19 protein-coding genes are annotated in these 16277 nt (G+C 73.3%); 4 read left to right on the plus strand and 15 right to left on the minus strand.

Annotated features, from left to right (window positions below; translation table 11 throughout):
* Window positions 1–61: 61 nt before the first annotated feature.
* The 3 genes from tilS to dacB all read right to left on the minus strand — a co-directional run bounded on the left by tilS (window position 62) and on the right by dacB (window position 4369).
* Window positions 62–1189, minus strand: a complete 1128-nt coding sequence (tilS, locus tag CRP52_RS13865; protein WP_030059590.1) for a tRNA lysidine(34) synthetase TilS — start codon at window positions 1187–1189, stop codon at window positions 62–64.
* A 301-nt stretch (window positions 1190–1490) separates the two neighbouring features.
* Entirely contained in the window at window positions 1491–2663 is a 1173-nt protein-coding gene (locus tag CRP52_RS13870) for a zinc-dependent metalloprotease (RefSeq protein WP_097236687.1), read from the minus strand.
* A gap of 74 nt (window positions 2664–2737) precedes the next feature.
* Entirely contained in the window at window positions 2738–4369 is a 1632-nt protein-coding gene (dacB, locus tag CRP52_RS13875) for a D-alanyl-D-alanine carboxypeptidase/D-alanyl-D-alanine endopeptidase (protein WP_101948187.1), read from the minus strand.
* A gap of 76 nt (window positions 4370–4445) precedes the next feature.
* Between dacB and CRP52_RS13880 the strand changes: the two genes are divergently transcribed.
* Both CRP52_RS13880 and CRP52_RS13885 read left to right on the plus strand, forming a co-directional pair.
* A complete protein-coding gene (locus tag CRP52_RS13880) occupies window positions 4446–4937 on the plus strand; it encodes an inorganic diphosphatase (RefSeq protein WP_030059594.1) in 492 nt (163 codons plus the stop codon).
* A gap of 218 nt (window positions 4938–5155) precedes the next feature.
* Window positions 5156–5824, plus strand: a complete 669-nt coding sequence (locus CRP52_RS13885) for a biliverdin-producing heme oxygenase (RefSeq protein WP_097236689.1) — start codon at window positions 5156–5158, stop codon at window positions 5822–5824.
* Between the two features lie 80 nt (window positions 5825–5904).
* Here CRP52_RS13885 and CRP52_RS13890 read toward each other — a convergent pair whose 3' ends face one another.
* The 4 genes from CRP52_RS13890 to CRP52_RS13905 all read right to left on the minus strand — a co-directional run bounded on the left by CRP52_RS13890 (window position 5905) and on the right by CRP52_RS13905 (window position 9352).
* Window positions 5905–6114, minus strand: coding sequence for a dodecin (locus CRP52_RS13890; RefSeq protein ID WP_097236690.1), 210 nt, complete (start codon window positions 6112–6114; stop codon window positions 5905–5907).
* Between the two features lie 252 nt (window positions 6115–6366).
* Complete coding sequence (locus tag CRP52_RS13895; RefSeq protein WP_179852681.1) at window positions 6367–7617, minus strand: IS701 family transposase; 1251 nt, start codon at window positions 7615–7617, stop codon at window positions 6367–6369.
* A gap of 80 nt (window positions 7618–7697) precedes the next feature.
* On the minus strand, window positions 7698–8657 hold the full coding sequence (locus CRP52_RS13900; protein ID WP_097236691.1) for an asparaginase: 960 nt from the start codon (window positions 8655–8657) through the stop codon (window positions 7698–7700).
* Between the two features lie 74 nt (window positions 8658–8731).
* Window positions 8732–9352 carry an RsiG family protein gene (locus tag CRP52_RS13905; protein WP_257032464.1) on the minus strand — a complete coding sequence of 207 codons (621 nt, stop codon included), beginning with the start codon at window positions 9350–9352 and terminating at the stop codon, window positions 8732–8734.
* Window positions 9353–9924: 572 nt separating this feature from the next.
* Between CRP52_RS13905 and dtd the strand changes: the two genes are divergently transcribed.
* Entirely contained in the window at window positions 9925–10365 is a 441-nt protein-coding gene (dtd, locus tag CRP52_RS13910; RefSeq protein ID WP_097236692.1) for a D-aminoacyl-tRNA deacylase, read from the plus strand.
* Window positions 10366–10409: 44 nt separating this feature from the next.
* Here the strand turns inward: dtd and ygfZ are convergent, their stop codons facing one another.
* The 3 genes from ygfZ to CRP52_RS13925 all read right to left on the minus strand — a co-directional run bounded on the left by ygfZ (window position 10410) and on the right by CRP52_RS13925 (window position 12545).
* Window positions 10410–11372, minus strand: coding sequence for a CAF17-like 4Fe-4S cluster assembly/insertion protein YgfZ (gene ygfZ, locus CRP52_RS13915; RefSeq protein ID WP_097240069.1), 963 nt, complete (start codon window positions 11370–11372; stop codon window positions 10410–10412).
* 19 nt (window positions 11373–11391) lie between these two features.
* On the minus strand, window positions 11392–11874 hold the full coding sequence (locus tag CRP52_RS13920) for a Fur family transcriptional regulator (RefSeq protein ID WP_257032465.1): 483 nt from the start codon (window positions 11872–11874) through the stop codon (window positions 11392–11394).
* An 86-nt stretch (window positions 11875–11960) separates the two neighbouring features.
* Window positions 11961–12545, minus strand: a complete 585-nt coding sequence (locus tag CRP52_RS13925) for an FABP family protein (protein WP_097236694.1) — start codon at window positions 12543–12545, stop codon at window positions 11961–11963.
* Between the two features lie 348 nt (window positions 12546–12893).
* Here CRP52_RS13925 and CRP52_RS13930 point away from each other — a divergent pair, with 348 nt between their 5' ends.
* Window positions 12894–13256 (plus strand): DsrE family protein, encoded by a 363-nt coding sequence (locus CRP52_RS13930; RefSeq protein WP_030059603.1) that lies wholly within the window; start codon window positions 12894–12896, stop codon window positions 13254–13256.
* Window positions 13257–13263: 7 nt separating this feature from the next.
* Here CRP52_RS13930 and CRP52_RS13935 read toward each other — a convergent pair whose 3' ends face one another.
* The 5 genes from CRP52_RS13935 to CRP52_RS13950 all read right to left on the minus strand — a co-directional run bounded on the left by CRP52_RS13935 (window position 13264) and on the right by CRP52_RS13950 (window position 16119).
* Window positions 13264–13539: a DUF3099 domain-containing protein gene (locus CRP52_RS13935; RefSeq protein WP_097236695.1), complete on the minus strand. Its 276-nt coding sequence runs from the start codon at window positions 13537–13539 to the stop codon at window positions 13264–13266.
* Between the two features lie 81 nt (window positions 13540–13620).
* The gene (locus tag CRP52_RS13940; protein ID WP_030059605.1) at window positions 13621–13911 is read right to left on the minus strand and encodes a DUF1416 domain-containing protein; all 291 of its coding nucleotides are present in this window, start codon (window positions 13909–13911) and stop codon (window positions 13621–13623) included.
* 40 nt (window positions 13912–13951) lie between these two features.
* Window positions 13952–14788 (minus strand): sulfurtransferase, encoded by an 837-nt coding sequence (locus tag CRP52_RS13945; protein WP_097240070.1) that lies wholly within the window; start codon window positions 14786–14788, stop codon window positions 13952–13954.
* A gap of 232 nt (window positions 14789–15020) precedes the next feature.
* Window positions 15021–15101, minus strand: coding sequence for an Ms5788A family Cys-rich leader peptide (locus tag CRP52_RS40805; protein ID WP_350517234.1), 81 nt, complete (start codon window positions 15099–15101; stop codon window positions 15021–15023).
* Between the two features lie 283 nt (window positions 15102–15384).
* Window positions 15385–16119: an LmeA family phospholipid-binding protein gene (locus tag CRP52_RS13950; protein WP_097236696.1), complete on the minus strand. Its 735-nt coding sequence runs from the start codon at window positions 16117–16119 to the stop codon at window positions 15385–15387.
* Window positions 16120–16277 lie beyond the last annotated feature (158 nt).

Raw genomic sequence — 16277 nt, forward strand, 5'->3', positions numbered from 1 at the left:
TCCTCAAACGTTCGGGGTCTGTGTGGCCGGCGGCCGGCTCCCCCGGGGCATGCCTCGCCCGTCAGTCGCCCTGCCGCCGAAAGACCAGCGTGCCACACCTGCGGGTGGCCTCGACTCCCCCGGGTAGGTGCAGCGGCCCCTGGCCGCGCCATCCGGTGACCAGCAGGTCGATCGTCTCCAGGTGCCGGGCGAACAGGTCCCCGGCCGGACAGCCCGCGCGCAGCGCGGCCCGGCGCAGCACCCGGCGGCGCACGGCCGGCGGCAGTTCGGCCAGTTTCACGGCGTCCAGGGCCCCTTCGCCGGTACGGAGGTCGCGTTCGGCCAGGGAGGCCCACTGGTCGAGGGCGTCGGCGTCGTCGCGGAACAGCCGGGCGGTACGGGCCAGGGCCTCGACCACGCCACCGCCCAGGTGCTTCTCCAGGACGGGCAGCACCTCGTGCCGGACCCGGGAGCGGGTGTAGGCGGGATCACAGTTGTGCGGGTCGTCCCAGACCGGGATCGACTGGGCGGAGCAGGCCTGCCGGGTGGCGGCCCGGTCCAGCTCCAGCAGCGGGCGGCGGTAGCGGCCCTTCTGGGCCGGCATCCCGGCCAGCGAGCGGGCGCCCGAACCGCGGGCCAGGCCCAGCAGTACGGTCTCGGCCTGGTCGTCCCGGGTGTGGCCGAGCAGGACGGCGATCGCGCCGTGGCGGTCGGCGGCCTCGTCCAGGGCCGCGTAGCGGGCGTCCCGGGCGGCGGCCTCCGGGCCGCCGGTGCGCCCGACGCGCACCGGGATCGCCTCGACCGGGTCGAGACCGAGCGAGCGCAGCCGCTCGGCCACCTGGGCGGCGCGCTCGGCGGAGCCGGCCTGCAGACCGTGGTCGACGGTGACCGCGCCGACCCGCAGGCCGATCTTGGGGGCCTCGAAGGCGGCGGCGATGGCCAGGGCCATCGAGTCCGCGCCGCCGCTGACGGCGACCAGGACCAGCGGCGAGCCGGGCGCGGCCGGGGTGCGGGGCAGCCCGGACGGATGGCGTGCGGCGTTGCCGATCAGGGTGGTGCCGACGGCGGCACCCACCAGCGGCGCCCCGGCCGGGCGCTCGCGGGGCTCGCGCACGGGCGCGGTGAAGGTGGAACCGGCCTCGGCGGCGAGGTCGGTGAGCGTGCGGCGAACGGCCAGGCGTATCGCGGCGACGGCGGGGTGAGGGCCCACGGCGGACGACTCCTCGACGGAGGGGACAGGGCTGCGGCTGACGCGGTGAGCCGCGCAGTCGCGTAGCGCGGCGTTACCGGGCGCTCACAGATGGTGGCAGAAAGGAGCGACCCGCTACGCCACCCGCGCCACCGGTACGACCACCGTCCCACGTTCGGGTGAATGAAGAAACGCTTCTTCACCCGTCATCTGCCCGATTGGACCACTCGTACGAGCGGGTTTGACCGGCCGGGCGCCGCTTGCCGCCCGGCTCACGGGCGCGGCGGCGGCCCGGTCGGCCCACCCGGGAGGCTCGGGGCGCTCAGCGGGCCACCCGGGCCACCCAGGCGGCCGGGTCGTGGATCTCGTCCTTGGTCGGCAGCGTGTTCGGGGAGGTCCACACCCGGTTGAACCCCTCCATGCCGACCCGCTCCACCACGCCGCGCACGAACACCGCGCCGTCCTGGTACTGGCGCAGCTTGGCGTCCATGCCCAGCAGCCGGCGCAGCAGCAGGTCCAGCCGGTTCGCGCCGCGGTCCCGGCGCTGCTGGAACTTCTCCCGGATCTCCGCGACGGTCGGCACGACGGCCGGGCCGACACCGTCCATCACCACGTCCGCGTGGCCCTCCAGCAGCGACATCACTGCCGTCAGCCGGCCGAGGATCTCGCGCTGGGCCGGCGACTGGACGATCTCCAGCAGGTTCGAGGAGGAGGCGCCCTCCCGGCCGCCGACGCCCGGCAGGCCGCCGAGCGAACCCGCCGCGTCCCGCAGGCGGTCCAGCAGGGCGCCCGGCTCGACGTCCGTCTCGGCGAGGAAGGACTGCACCTCGGACTGGATGTGGTCGCGCAGCCACGGCACCGCGGTGAACTGCGTCCGGTGCGTCTCCTCGTGCAGGCAGACCCAGAGCCGGAAGTCGGACGGGTCGACGTCCAGCTCCCGCTCGACGTGCACGATGTTCGGCGCCACCAGCAGCAGCCGGCCGGGACCGGGGCCGTCCGGACCCAGCCGCGGCTTGTCGAACAGGGCCGCCGGGGAGTCCGGGGCCTCCAGCGGGGGCTCCGCCGGGGCGAAGGTCTCGTACTGGCCCAGCACCTTGGTCGCCAGGAAGGCCAGCAGCGCCCCGACCTCGATGCCGGTGGCCTTCTCCCCCACGGTGCCGAGCATCCCGGCCGTCGCGCTGTTCGCCCGCCGCGCCTGGAGCTTCTCCACCAGCGGCTGGACCACCGTACGGAAGCCCGCCACGTTGGCCCGCACCCACCCCGGGCGGTCCACCACCAGCACCGGCGTCGCCGTGGCCTGGGCCAGGCTCGACGACCGCATGCCGGTGAACGCCCGTACGTGCTCCTCCGCCTCCAGGGCGTGCCGGCGCAGCTCGGCGACCACCGCCGCCGCCTCCGCCCGGCTCACCTCGGGCCCCGGCCGAACCAGCCTGGTCGCAGTCGCGACCGCGAGGTTCCAGTCGACCATGTCAGCACCGCCACTCGCGCTCGTCATGCCCTCACCGTACGTGCTCCCCACCGCCTGCGGGAGCCACCCGCGGCGAACGCCTGCCGCGGGGATCCCCGGTGTCAGTGGCAGCCGCAGGCGGCGAGGTGGGCGGCGACGCGGTCCATGGCGGCGCGGGTGGCGTCGACGGAGGCCGTGGCCGGGGTGCGGGTCATGACGGCGAAGGCGAGCAGGCGGCCGTCGGCGTCGACGACGGTGCCGGCCAGGGTGTTGACGGCGCTGAGGGTGCCGGTCTTGGCGCGGATCAGGCCGGCCGCGTCGGCGGCGCCCGATCCGGAGCCGTACCGCTTGCCGAGGGTGCCGGTGAAGCCCGCGACCGGGAGGCCGGTGAGCACCGGGCGCAGGGCCGGGTGTTGCTCGGAGGCGGCCAGCGAGAGCAGCCGGACCAGGACCGCGGGCGGGATCGCGTTGTTCGGGTTCAGGCCGCTGCCGTCGTTGAGGGTCACGTTCGCCATCGGCACGCCCAGCCTGGTGAGCTCCTGGGTGACGGCGGTGACCGCCCCCTCGAAGCCGGCCGGCTGGTGGGCGGCGAGGGCGGCCTGACGGGCGATCGCCTCGGCGAGCTGGTTGTCGGAGGTGGTCAGCAGGCGCTCGACCAGCCGGTCGACGGTGGGCGACGCGACCCGGCCGAGGACTGGCGCGTCGGCCGCGGCCGGCACGACGGCGGGCTTGGCCCTGCCCTCCACGGTGATGCCGCGGAGCTTGAGCGCGGCGGCGAAGGCCTCGGCGGCCGCGCCGGCCGGGTCGGCGACCCGGGCCGGCGCGTCCTCCCGGCTCTTCGGGTCCGCCTTGGCCTCGTCCACCATCAGCGGGACGACCAGGGCGATGTTCTGCGCGTCGTGGTTCTTGTGCTGCGGGTTGCCGGAGTACAGGGACAGGTCGTAGTCCAGCCGGACCGTGCCGGTGCCGGCCGCGGTCAGCGCGGCGGCGGTCTGCCGGGCGAGCTCGTCCAGCGAGGCGGGGGCGGTGTCGGCGTCGACCGGCTGCCCGCCGATCTGCACCTGGTCGGCGGACAGTGCGGTGAGCGTCGGGTCGCCGCCGCCGACCAGGGTGATCGTGCCCGGCTCCGCGCCGCGGACCACCCTGGTGGTCAACCGGGTGTCGCCGGGGATCAGGGACAGCGCCGCGATCGAGGTGGCCAGCTTGGTGGTGGAGGCGGGGGTGGCCGCGGTGTTCTCCGCGGAGCCGTAGAGGAGCCGGCCGTCCGCGGCGTCCGCGACGGCGAGGCCGACGTCGCCGAGGTTGCGGTCGGCGAGGGCGGCGGCGAGCGCCTGCTGGAGGCCCGGCGCGGTGGGCACGGCCGCCTCCGGGCCCGCCGCGGCCAGCACGACGGCCGGTGCGGGGGCCGGGCGGGCGGCGGACGGGTCGCCGCCGGTGGCCGGCGCGGAGGAGGACCCGGCGGGCGGCGCGGCCCGGCGGGTCGCGGTGGCGGCGCCGGTGGTGGCGCTCGGGCTCGGGCCGGCCGGGGGCTTGGCGCCGCCCTTGCCGTGGTCGCCCTTGCGGCCGTCGCGGTCGCCCTGGCCGTCGTGGCCCTCGTCCTCGCCGGGCCCGGCGCTGTGCCCGCCCGGCGGCGGGGAGGGCTGCGCGTACGCACCACCCGGGGTCAGGACCGTACTCGCGACGAGCAGCGCTGCCCCGACCAGGCCCGCGGCCGTCCCCCTGCGGCGGCGCGCCGTCCCTCCCCCTGCTCCCACCGACCGGCCCCTTTCCCGAGCACTCACTCCCGTAGGAGACACTTGGATTCTGTCAGTCCCTACCTTGGAGGAACCGTTGGAGTTCGACGTCCTTATCGAAATCCCGAAGGGCTCTCGTAACAAGTACGAGGTCGACCACGAGACCGGCCGCCTGCGGCTCGACCGGATGCTCTTCACCTCGACCCGCTACCCGGCCGACTACGGCTACGTCGAGGGCACGCTCGGCGAGGACGGCGACCCGCTGGACGCCCTGGTCATCCTGGACGAGCCGACCTTCCCGGGTTGCCTCATCAAGTGCCGCGCCATCGGCATGTTCCACATGACCGACGAGGCCGGCGGCGACGACAAGCTGCTCTGCGTCCCGGCGACGGACCCGCGCTGGGAGCACCTGCGCGACATCCACCACGTGTCGGAGTTCGACCGCCTGGAGATTCAGCACTTCTTCGAGGTCTACAAGGACCTGGAGCCGGGCAAGTCCGTCGAGGGCGCCAACTGGGTCGGCCGCGCCGAGGCCGAGGCCGAGGTCACCGCTTCGATCAAGCGTCTGGCGGAGCAGGGCGGCCACTGAGCCGTCGTTCCGATCTCGTTCGATCAGGTTGGTTCGAGGTAGGTCGGGACAGCCTGGGGCCGGGGTTCGCGGATTCGTCCGCGGGCCCCGGCCTTCGCCGTTCCCGGAGCGGATCGCGGGCCGGGTGTGGGACGGTTTACCGACAGCCTGTCGGCAAAAGGTGAACTCAGGTTAGGCTAACCAGAATTGCCGGTCCGGTTCCGATCCCTGGAGGCCGCATGCCCACGCCCGAGCCCGTCCCGTTCTCCACCGTGCTCCGCACCGCCAGCAGCGAGGAGCACGAGGCCGCCGAGCACTCCTCGTTCATGAGCCACCTGCTGAACGGACGGCTCGGCGTCGAGGCCTACGCCGACCTCACCGGCCAACTCTGGTTCGTCTACCGCGCCCTGGAGAGCCGGGCCGACCAGCTCGCCGAACACCCGCTGGCCGGCCCCTTCGTCGACGGGGCGCTGCTGCGCACCCCCGCCATCGAGCGCGACCTGGCCCATCTGTGCGGGCCCGACTGGCGCACCGGACTGACGCCGCTGCCCGCCACCGCCGCGTACGTCGCGCGGGTCCAGGAGCTGGCCGAGCGGTGGCCGGCCGGGTACATCGCCCACCACTACACCCGCTACCTGGGCGACCTGTCGGGCGGTCAGATCATCCGCGGCATCGCCGAGAGGACCTGGGGCTTCGAGCGCAAGGGCGACGGCGTGCGGTTCTACGTCTTCGAGGAGGTCGACAACCCGGCCGCCTTCAAGCGCGAGTACCGGGCCAAGCTGGACGCGGCCGGGGCGGCGATGGACGAGGTCGAGCGGCGCCGGGTGGTCGAGGAGTGCAAGCGGGCCTTCGTGCTCAACGGGGCGGTCTTCCGCGACCTGGACGCCCGGTACCCGCTGAGCGCGTAGCCGTGGCTTCACGGCGGCGGCACGGCGTCGGCCCCGGTGGGCGGTTGCCCGCCGGGGCCGCCCGGTGCTGCGGAGCGCGGTCAGTCCTCCAGCCGGAAGCCGACCTTGATGCAGACCTGGAAGTGCTTGATCCGGCCGTCCTCCAGATGGCCCCGGACCTGCGACACCTCGAACCAGTCGAGGTTGCGCAGCGTCCGGGCGGCCCGCTCCACCCCGTTGCGGATCGCGGCGTCGACGCTCTCGGTCGAGGACCCGACGATCTCGGTCACCCGGTACACATGGTCGGTCATGGCGGACTCCCTCAGCTCTGCGACGGCCCCCGGTCCACCGTGCACCGGCCCCGCGCCGCCCGCACCCCGACGGGCTCCTCCCGGGAGTCCGCACCGGCCTGGAGGCCCTGGGAGGCCCGGGAGGCCCCCGACAGCCGCTAGTAGGGCTTGGTCAGGTCTGTTTTCGTGTGGGTATGTCGCGGTGGCAGGTGGGGCAGGCGCCGGCCCAGGTCGCCAGAAGGATCTGGAGCTCGCGGACGACTTGGTAGAGGCTCAGGCCGGCCCCGCGTCTTTTGGGGCGGTGGCCAGTCTGCGCAGGGTGCAGAACGCGTGGGCGAGAGAGACGAGCGTGACGTGGTGATGCCAGCCGGTGAACGTGCGGCCCTCGAAGTGGGCCAGGCCGAGGGCCTGTTTCATCTCCCGGTAGTCGTGCTCGATCCGCCAGCGGAGCTTGGCCATTCGCACCAGAGTGGTCAGCGGGGTGTCGGCGGGCAGGTTCGAGAGCCAGAACTGGACCGGCTCGGCTTCCTTGGCGGGCCATTCGGCCAGCAGCCAGCACTCGGCCAGCTCCACGCCCTCGGTGGCGTCGCGGATCTCGCGTCCGGCCGGGCGGATCCGCAGCGCCACGAAGCGCGAATACATCCGCTTGAAGCCGCTCTTCGCCTTGCCTGGGCGCGACCCCTCCCGCCACGACACCGGCCTGGCCGCTTTCGGCCCGGCAGCGATGGCCAGGTCCTTCACACTGCGGGCCTTGTCCGGGTACTTCGCCACCGGCGGCCGGCCGGTGCCGCTGTAGGCGGGCGTGACGGGCCGGGCTTCGGCAGGGTGCGCGGTCGGCGTGGTGGAGATCCCCAGCACGTAGTGCAGGCCGCGTTGCTGGAGGCCGAGGCGGAAGGCCGCGGCGTCGCCGTATCCGGCGTCGGCGATGGCGAGCGGGACGTGGACACCCCAGCACCGGGTCTCGTCGATCATGTCCAGGGCCAGCTGCCACTTCTCCACGTGGCCCAGGCCTGCGGGGATGCCGCACCGGTCTCGCCGGGCGACCTTGTCCGGGTCGGCCTTCGTCGATTCGGGGTCCCAGGACGCGGGGAGGAACAGCCGCCAGTTGACCGGCGCCGAGGCGTGGTCACGGGCCAAGTGGAGCGAGACGCCCACTTGGCAGTTGGTGACCTTGCCCGCGGTTCCGGTGTACTGCCGCGACACACACGCCGACGCGTCGCCGTCCTTGAGGAACCCCGTGTCGTCGATGATCAGCGCGGTCGGATCGATGGCGTCCTGCATCCTCCAGGACAAACGGGCCCGGACATGCGCCGGATCCCAGGGGCTTGTCGTGACGAAGTGCGCGAGAGCCTGCCGGTTTCCGTCCTCCCCGAGCCGCGCGGCCATCGGCTCCACCGACTTCCGCTTGCCGTCCAGGAGCAGCCCACGCACGTACGCCTGCCCCCAACGCCGCTGGTCAGCACGCGTGAACGCTTCGAACAACCCCGCCGTGAACGCCTCCAGGTCCTCCCGGACCTCGGCCATCTCCCCAGGTGTCACACACCAACAACGCGCCACCTACTCCCCAGGACACGCCACCACGGCACCGACCTGACCAAGCCCTACTAGAAGGCCGCCCGCACCTGCCCGACCGGCGCGCCGCCGCCGAGCAGCGGGGCCGCGCCGATCCGCTCGACGGTCTCGTCCGCCCCGGTCACCCCGAGCCGGCGCAGCGCGGCGGCCAGCACCGGGCCGCGCGCCCGCTCGCCACCGTCGTCGATCTTGAAGGCGAGCGCCCGGCCGTCCGGCAGCGCCACCACCTGGACGGCCTCGGCCCCCATCTTGGACAGCGCGCCGGGGACGGCCCGCATCAGCCAGGTGTCGGCCCGGCGGGTGCCGGCCACGAACTCGGGGTGGGTGCGCATCGCGTCGGCGACCAGGCGCGGCGCGGTGCCCTCGGCGGCCAGCACCAGGCTGCGGTAGCCGCGGGCCAGGCCGGTCAGCGTGACGGCCAGCAGCGGCGCGCCGCAGCCGTCCACCCCGGCGTGCCCGGGGGTCTCGCCGGTGCCCTCCTCCAGGGCCTCCCGGGCGAGCTGCTGGATCGGGTGGGCCGGGTCGAGGTAGCTCGCGGTGTCCCAGCCGTTGGCCACGCAGGCGGCCAGCCAGCCGGCGTGCTTGCCGGAGCAGTCCATCAGGATCGGGGCGCGGCGGCCGCCGGCGGAGAGCAGCAGCTCCGCCTCGGTCTCGTCCAGCGGCAGGTCTGCCGGGGTGCGCAGGGCCGTCTCGTCGAGCCCGGCGGAGCCGAGGATGCTTCGCACACCAGTGAGGTGAAACGATTCTGCGGAGTGGCTGGAGGCCGCCAGCGCCAGCAGCTCGCCCTCGATCGCCAGCCCGGCCCGCAGCGTGGCCACCGCCTGGAACGGCTTGGCCGTCGACCGCGGGAAGACCGGCGCGTCCGGGTCGCCGAGCGCGAACTCGACCGAGCCGTCGGCGGCGAGCAGCACCAGGGAGCCGTGGTGACGGCCCTCGACGAAGCCGGAGCGTATGACCTCGGCGAGAACGTGCGCGGTGGCGAGCTGGGACATCGGGGGAGAGCCTTCCGGGGCGAGGGTGGGCCGGGAGAGCACCGGGCCTCACCCGCCCGCAGCGACTCACCCGGTCAGAGCGGCCCCCCTGCGAGCAGGTCGTCGACCCGTGCTTCCCCATCACGGTACCTGCGGGTGATCTCGGCATTGCAACCGTCGGCCGTGCGCAGCAGCCGCTGGCGGCGTCCGGACACCTCCCGCTCGTGCGCCCGCAGCCGCTCTAGGGCGGCCAGCAGCTCCTCGGCCGGGTGCGCGGCCAGGTCGGCGAGCTGGACGTCGCCCATCAGCGCGTCCGCCTCCAGCTGGGACTCCTGGGTGCGCGGCGGACGGAGAGTGACGTGCCGGGCCGAGCGCCGCACGGTGGAGGGCGCGTCGGTCAGGATGGCCGGCAGCCGGTCCAGCAGGTCGCCGGGGACCGGCTCGGGGCCGGGCGCACCGGCCGTACGGACCGGGCCCCCGCCGGGCCGCCGGTCGAGCTCGGCGCGCAGGATGTCCATCCGCCCGTGCAGCAGCCGCCGCAGGTACGACAGGTCGGCCTCCTGCTCCAGGGTCTCCCGGCGCAGCACCCGCAGCTGGTCCAGGCCCAGCCGCTCCAGATCGGGCTCGTCCGGCGCGCCGACCGCCGGCCCGCTCGGGCCCCCGGGGGCCTGCGCCACCTGTCCGGACCGGTCCCGCGCCGCGCTGCTCGCGTCCATCACCCAACCACCTGCCGTCGTCCGATCCCGCCCGCTCGCGGCACCCCGTCCCTGCCGCCGGTCCGACCCGTCCCCCGACGGGTCCGGTGTCCCGTCCGTCGGCACGCCCGGGAGCCCCCCGGCGGTTCCCGCCCCCGGCCGCGACCACCCGCCGGGGCGACACCGCCAGAACGCCTGACCCACCGGCTCGACCGCCCGGCCGAACCCCGGGCCCGGCGCGGCGGACCTCATGGCGCCCCGGACCCTTCGTACGGTCCCCCAGCGTGCCACCCCGCCCGGCGCGCGCGCACTGCCCGTGCACCCGAACGGCCCCCTGGCGAACGGGGGTGGCTGATATGACCAGTGCTTTCTGCAGGAAGAGTGGCGCCCGAACCTGCGCAGGCGCGCACATCACGGCGTGCGCCACCGTTGTGCGCGCCCCGCGCGTGCGCCTGGGGACGACCCCTGTGACGCATGTGGGGGACGCGGCAGCACCGGCCGCCTCCTCCCCACCACGGCCCTCCGGCGGTCGGGGCCCCTCCGGCGGTCGGGGCCCCTCCGGCGGCCGTACGGCGCTCCGGCACAATGACGGCATGCGAGCAGTGGTGCAGCGAGTGACCGAGGCCCGGGTGACCGTGGCCGGTGAGACCGTCGGCGCGATCGAGGGGCCCGGACTCTGCGTCCTGGTCGGCGTCACCCACGACGACACCCCGGCCAAGGCCGCCCAACTGGCCCGCAAGCTCTGGACCTTGCGGCTGCTGCCCGCGAACGCAGAAGGGGTCGAGCAGAGTTGCTCGGACCTCGGCGCCCCGCTGCTGGTGATCAGCCAGTTCACGCTCTACGGCGACGCCCGCAAGGGCCGTCGGCCCACCTGGAACGCCGCCGCCCCCGGGCCGGTCGCCGAGCCGCTGGTGGACGAGGTGGTCGCCCAGCTGCGCGCGCTGGGCGCCAAGGTGGAGACGGGCCGGTTCGGCGCCGACATGCAGGTGGCGCTGGTGAACGACGGCCCGTTCACCGTCCTCGTCGAGGTCTGAGCCGGGAGCCGCGGCCGGGCCCGGACCGGCTGCGGCCGGACCGGCTACTGCGGGACGATCACGTCCTGGGTGCCCGGCACCGTCCCGGCCAGCAGCACCGCGTCCACCGGGACGTTCCGCTTGACGATCGCCAGCGCGATCGGCCCCAGCTCGTGGTGCCGGGCCGAGGAGGTCACGAAGCCCAGCGCCCGCCCGTCCGGGTCACCGGCCAGCCGTACCTCGGTGCCGTGCGGGGGCAGCGTCTCCTCGGTGCCGTCCAGGTGCAGGAAGACCAGCCGGCGCGGCGGCCGGCCCAGGTTTTGCACCCGGGCGACGGTCTCCTGCCCGCGGTAGCAGCCCTTCTGCAGGTGGACGGCGGTGCGCAGCCAGTCCACCTCGTGCGGGATGGTCCGGTGGTCGGTCTCGAAGCCGAGCCGGGGCCGGTGGTCCTCGATCCGCAGCGCCTCGTAGGCCCAGATCCCGGCCGCCGGGCCGTACCCGGCGGTGAGCTTCTCCAGCTCACCGCGCGGCACGAACAGGTCGCGCCCGTAGGGGAGTTCGCGGACGGCGGCGGCGCCGTCGAGGGAGGCGGTGGAGCCGGCCGGCAGGTGCACCACGGCGTAGTCGGCGGTCGCGTCGGCGACCTCCACCCGGTAGAAGAACTTCATGCTCTCCAGGTAGGCCACCAGCGCGCCCTGGGTGCCCGGCTCGACGTGCGCCCAGGTGGTGGTGCCGTCGTCCACCAGGTAGAGCGCGTGCTCGACGTGCCCGTTCGGGGAGAGCACCAGCGCCTCGACGGCCTGCTGCGGCGGGAGTTCGCTGACGTGCTGGGTGACCAGCAGGTGCAGCCAGGAGAGCCGGTCCGGGCCGGTGACGGTGACCACCCCGCGGTGCGACTGGTCGACGAAGCCGGCGCCCTGCGAGAGGCGGCGTTGCTCGCGGAAGAGGTCGCCGTAGTGGGCGGCGACGCCCTCGTCGGCGCCCTCGGCGGGGACGGCTCCGGGCAGGGCAAGCAGCGGACTCTTCACACCGGTCATACCGGCCAGCTTACGGCCGGCCCCCGGCGAGCTTGGCGGTGCAGTCGGCGCAGCGGCCGAAGATGGCGAAATGCTTGAGGTCGGTGTCGAAGCCGTGCTGGGCGCGCAGGCTGTCGATCAGCGGCTGGGCGATCTCGGTGCCCGTCTCGGTGACCTTCTCGCAGTCCCGGCAGACCAGGTGCAGGTGGTGGTGGCGGCCGGCCAGGTGGTAGGTCGGGGCGCCGTGGCCGAGGTGGGCGTGCGAGACCAGGCCCAGCTCCTCCAGCAGCTCCAGGGTCCGGTAGACGGTGGAGATGTTGACGCCGCTGGCGGTCTGCCGGACGTGGCAGAGGATCTCGTCGGGGGTGGCGTGGTCGAGGACGTCGACGGCCTCCAGCACCAGCTGCCGCTGCGGGGTGAGGCGGTAGCCGCGCTCGCGCAGGTCGGCCTTCCAGTCGCCGGAGAGCTGCCAGTCGGTGGTGCCGGTGTCCGCCACGGTTGCTGTCCCTGCCAAGTCGGGGGTCCTGAGGCAAGTGTAGGGACCGGCCGGGGGCCGGTCCCTACCTCTGCACGAACCGTGCTGGTTACGTGCTGCGCCGGTTACTTGAAGAAGGCGATGCCGTCGTCCGGCAGGTCGTTGATGTCCTTGATCAGCTGGGCCGGGCTGAGCACCTTCTTCAGCTGCGCGGACATGTACGGGCGCAGCGGCACGTTCGGCGCGGCCTTCTCGCCGACCCAGAGCAGCTCGCTGTTGACGAAGCCGTACAGCCGCTTGCCGCCCGAGTACTCCGGGGAGCCCTCGATCCGGGCCACCGCGTCGGTGGAGACGTCGATCTGGGGCTTGCCGTCGGCCAGCTCGCCGTACCAGATCTCGACCGTGCCGTCGTCGCGGACGGAGGAGATCTCGATCCCCCGGGCGCCGGTGGTCCCGTCGTGGTTGCTCGTGATCCGCCAGAACGCGTGCTCGTTCTCCAGCGGGCGGATCTTCTCGCCCGCCTCGTCCAGCACCCAGGTGCGGGAGCGGAACTCCAGGAAGGGACGGCCGTCGTGGCGGATCACGATCTCCTGGCCGAAGTTGCACTTCTCCGCGCCGGGGAAGTCGTAGACGCCCGCGCCCTCCCAGGTGCCGAGGAGGAAGGCGAGGGGGACGACGTCCTTGTGGAGGTCAGAGGGGATCTCGATCATGTTCCTGGTCGCTGTCGTCGTCGGTTCGGGATGCCTCAACCGTACGGCAGGCTCAGCGCTGGCCCTGGTACAGCTTCATCACCGAGAAGATGGCGAACCAGGTGATCAGCACGGCCATCAGGGCCAGCAGACCATCGAAGAACCATTCGAGACCGGTCACGGGGGACTCCCAGGCGGAGAGAGAGTGGTGGATTTTGCTCGCGCTCACTCTATCCGGCGTGTTACCGCCGGTCGCGGTGAGCCCCACCACGTCGGGTTTCGCGCCGGAGTCGGGGCGCCGTCCAAGGTTTGCCCACGGGATTCCGTGATGACGGCGGACGGGGGTGGCGGGACCTCTAAGGTGGCGCCATGTCGAAGAAGCTCGTCATCAAGGTCACTGCCGGGGCGGACGCGCCGGAGCGGTGCTCGCAGGCGTTCACGGTGGCGGCGGTGGCCGTCGCCAGCGGGATCGAGGTCTCGCTCTGGCTGACCGGGGAGTCCTCCTGGTTCGCGCTGCCGGGCCGGGCGGCGGAGTTCGAACTGCCGCACGCGGCGCCGCTGCCGGACCTGCTGGAGTCGATCCTGGCGGCCGGCTCGGTGACGCTGTGCACCCAGTGCGCGGCCCGGCGCGGGATCGAGCAGAAGGACACCGTCGAGGGCGTCCGGATCGCGGGCGCCCAGGTCTTCGTCAGCGAGATCATGGCGGACGGCGTCCAGGCGCTCGTGTACTAGGCGCGCCCTAGCGGTCACGCTGCTCGTGGTCGGGGAGGTCCCGGTCGTGGCCGGGCTCGTCCCACTTCGGGTCGTCCCAGCGCGGGTCGTTCCACCAGTCGTCGTCCGGGTCCCGCTTGTTGGCGAACACCGCGGCGGCCGGCGGGATGACCATCGCGACCACGCACATGCCGATCGCCGCGCCGACCGAGAAGAACCGCACCACGCCCCAGGCCAGGACGAACAGGCCCAGGCACACGCCCATCATGGCGAAGTAGTAGCGCCGCCGCCGTCTTGCCTGCACCCCTCCACGGTACGGCCGAGGGCCCCTGCTCGGCAGGGGCCCTCGGCTCGTCACGTCACCGCGTGGACGTCGTCGTGCCGCTCAGACCGCGATCGCGACCTCGACGGCGGTGCCCTGGGAGGCCACCACCTGGCGGTCCACGGTCTGGCCCGGCACCAGCGCACGCAGGGTCCACTTGCCCGGGCGGGCGAAGAACCGGAACTGGCCGGTCGCCGAGGTGGGCACCTCGGCCGTGAACTCGCCGCCCTCGTCGAGCAGACGGACGTAGCCGTTGACCGGCTCACCGTCGCGGGTCACCGAACCCTGGATGATCGTCTCGTTCGCCACGTCAACTCCTGCCAGGTCCGGGCCGCCGGCCTTCGCACCGCACATGTCTGTACTTCCCTTCTGACTTACGGGTCGAGCCGGGGGCTCAGTTGCTGCCGAGCTCGATCGGCACGCCGACCAGGCTGCCGTACTCGGTCCACGAACCGTCGTAGTTCTTGACGTTCTCCTGGCCGAGCAGCTCGTGCAGCACGAACCAGGTGAGCGCGGAGCGCTCGCCGATGCGGCAGTAGGCGATGGTGTCCTTCGCCAGGTCGATGCCCTCGGCCTCGTAGAGCGACTTGAGCTCGTCGTCGCTCTTGAAGGTGCCGTCGTCGTTGGCGTTCTTGGCCCACGGGATGTTGCGGGCGCTCGGCACGTGGCCGGGGCGCTGCGACTGCTCCTGCGGGAGGTGCGCCGGGGCGAGCAGCTTGCCCGAGAACTCGTCGGGCGAGCGGACGTCGACCAGGTTGAGGTTGCCGATGGCGGCGATCACGTCGTCGCGGAAGGCGCGGATCGAGGAGTCGGCGGCCTGCGCCTTGTACTCGGTGGCGGGGCGGGCCGGCACCTCGGCGACCAGGTCGCGGGAGTCCAGCTCCCACTTCTTGCGGCCGCCGTCCAGCAGGCGGACGTCGCCGTGGCCGTACAGCTTGAAGTACCAGTAGGCGTACGAGGCGAACCAGTTGTTGTTGCCGCCGTACAGGACGACGGTGTGGTCGTTGGCGATGCCCTTGGCGCTGAGCAGCGCCTCGAAGCCGGCCTGGTCGATGAAGTCACGGCGGACCGGGTCCTGGAGGTCCTGCTTCCAGTCGATCCGGACGGCGTTGCGGATGTGGTTCTTCTCGTACGCGGTGGTGTCCTCGTCGACCTCGACGATGACGACCTTCGGGTCGTCCAGGTGGGCCTGGACCCAGTCGGCGTCGACCAGGACGTCGCTGCGGCTCATGGTGGTGTTCTCCATCCGAGGGCGGTTTGCGGAAGGTGCTGCTCAGGAGGTGCTGCAGGGGTGCCGGGCGGGTGCGGTCCGAATGCCCGTCCGAATGATGGGACGGAGCGGGTGGACCGGTGCGGCCGGGCAGGGAACTGCGGAGTACGTCGGCGCCAACCCGCGAGTACTGCCGGGAACGGTCACCGGAGAGATCGGCGGCGGGTGTCAACTACCCCGCCGGAACGCCGAGTCAGCGCATTCGACACAGACAGGCGGCCACGCGGCACAGGTCTACCGCCCGCCGCTTCGTGAGGTCCGTCTGTCGCTTCATGCCGACGATGCTAGGGACACCGGCGGCCCGCTGTCATCAGCGTATCGAATAATGAGACCAAATCGACCGCATCGCGGGATTTGCCCTGAACCCGACCCGCCGGGCCCGCCCGGGCGGCCGTCCGGTGCTGCGGCAGGGGCGGAAACGACACCGCTCCGCGGTCGGCGCTGGAACAGCGCGTCTCGCGGAGCGGAACGATTCGGCAGATGTCGGCGGCAGAGCCCGGCGGCGAGGCCCGGCGGCCGGGCCCGGTGGTCGGACCGGCAGTGCCCGGTGGCGGGGCTCAGCCCAGGAGCTTGACGCCCTTGCCGTCGAAGGTCAGCTGCAGCCCCTCCGGCAGCGGCGTCACCCCGTCCTTGTCGCCGTCCTTGGCGGCCAGCTTCAGCCCGGCCGGCAGCGTGTCGAGGGTGAAGCTCATCGGCTCGATCTGCTGGTTGGTGATCCCGGCGACCATCCCGGCCAGCGAGCTCAGCCGGAAGCCGTCCACGGTGACGGTGTTCCCGTCGTTGTGCACGGTGCCCTCGCCGATCGCGATCGGCCCCAGCGAGGCCTTGACCTTGCCCGGCCCGCCGTACGCCAGGTTCAGCCGGGTGCTGCTGCCCACCGGCAGCTTGGCCCCGTGCAGCAGCTGGGAGGCGGGCGGCAGCAGCTGCGCGAGGTCCGGGTAGGAGATCACCCCGCTGCCGGTGCCGCTGTCCACCGTGGCGCTGCTCATGCTGTCGCTCACCGCGACGCCGGAGAGCTTGGCCTTGAACGAGTGCAGCGCCACCTGGTGGCTGCTGTCACCGACGGTCAGGCCGTCGGCGGAGATCCGGACGTCGTCCAGCTTCATCGACAGCACCTGGGTGAGGAACGGGAAGCCCTCGATCGACACGTCCGGCCGCTGGCTCATCCGGCCGCTCTTCACGATCCGGTCGGCGGCCTCGTCCTCGGCCACGCCGACCGCGATCCGGTCGGCACCCACCAGGAGGCCGCCGAGCACCGCCAGGCTGATCGTGGCCTTCAGCCATCCGCGCATCGTGTCCCCCGTCGTCGCCGTTCGCCGTAGTCGGTCGGTCGCTGTGGTCGTCGGTCGCTGTAGTCGTCGGTCGCTGTGCTCGACCGTACGACGTCCCGCCCCGGAGCATGGTTCCGGGGCGGGACGTCGGCGGGAAGCGGCCCCGACGGGGGCGGGGG

Origin of the sequence: Streptomyces sp. 1331.2 (assembly GCF_900199205.1) — a bacterium.
In the GTDB taxonomy this organism is placed as follows: Bacteria; Actinomycetota; Actinomycetes; order Streptomycetales; family Streptomycetaceae; genus Kitasatospora.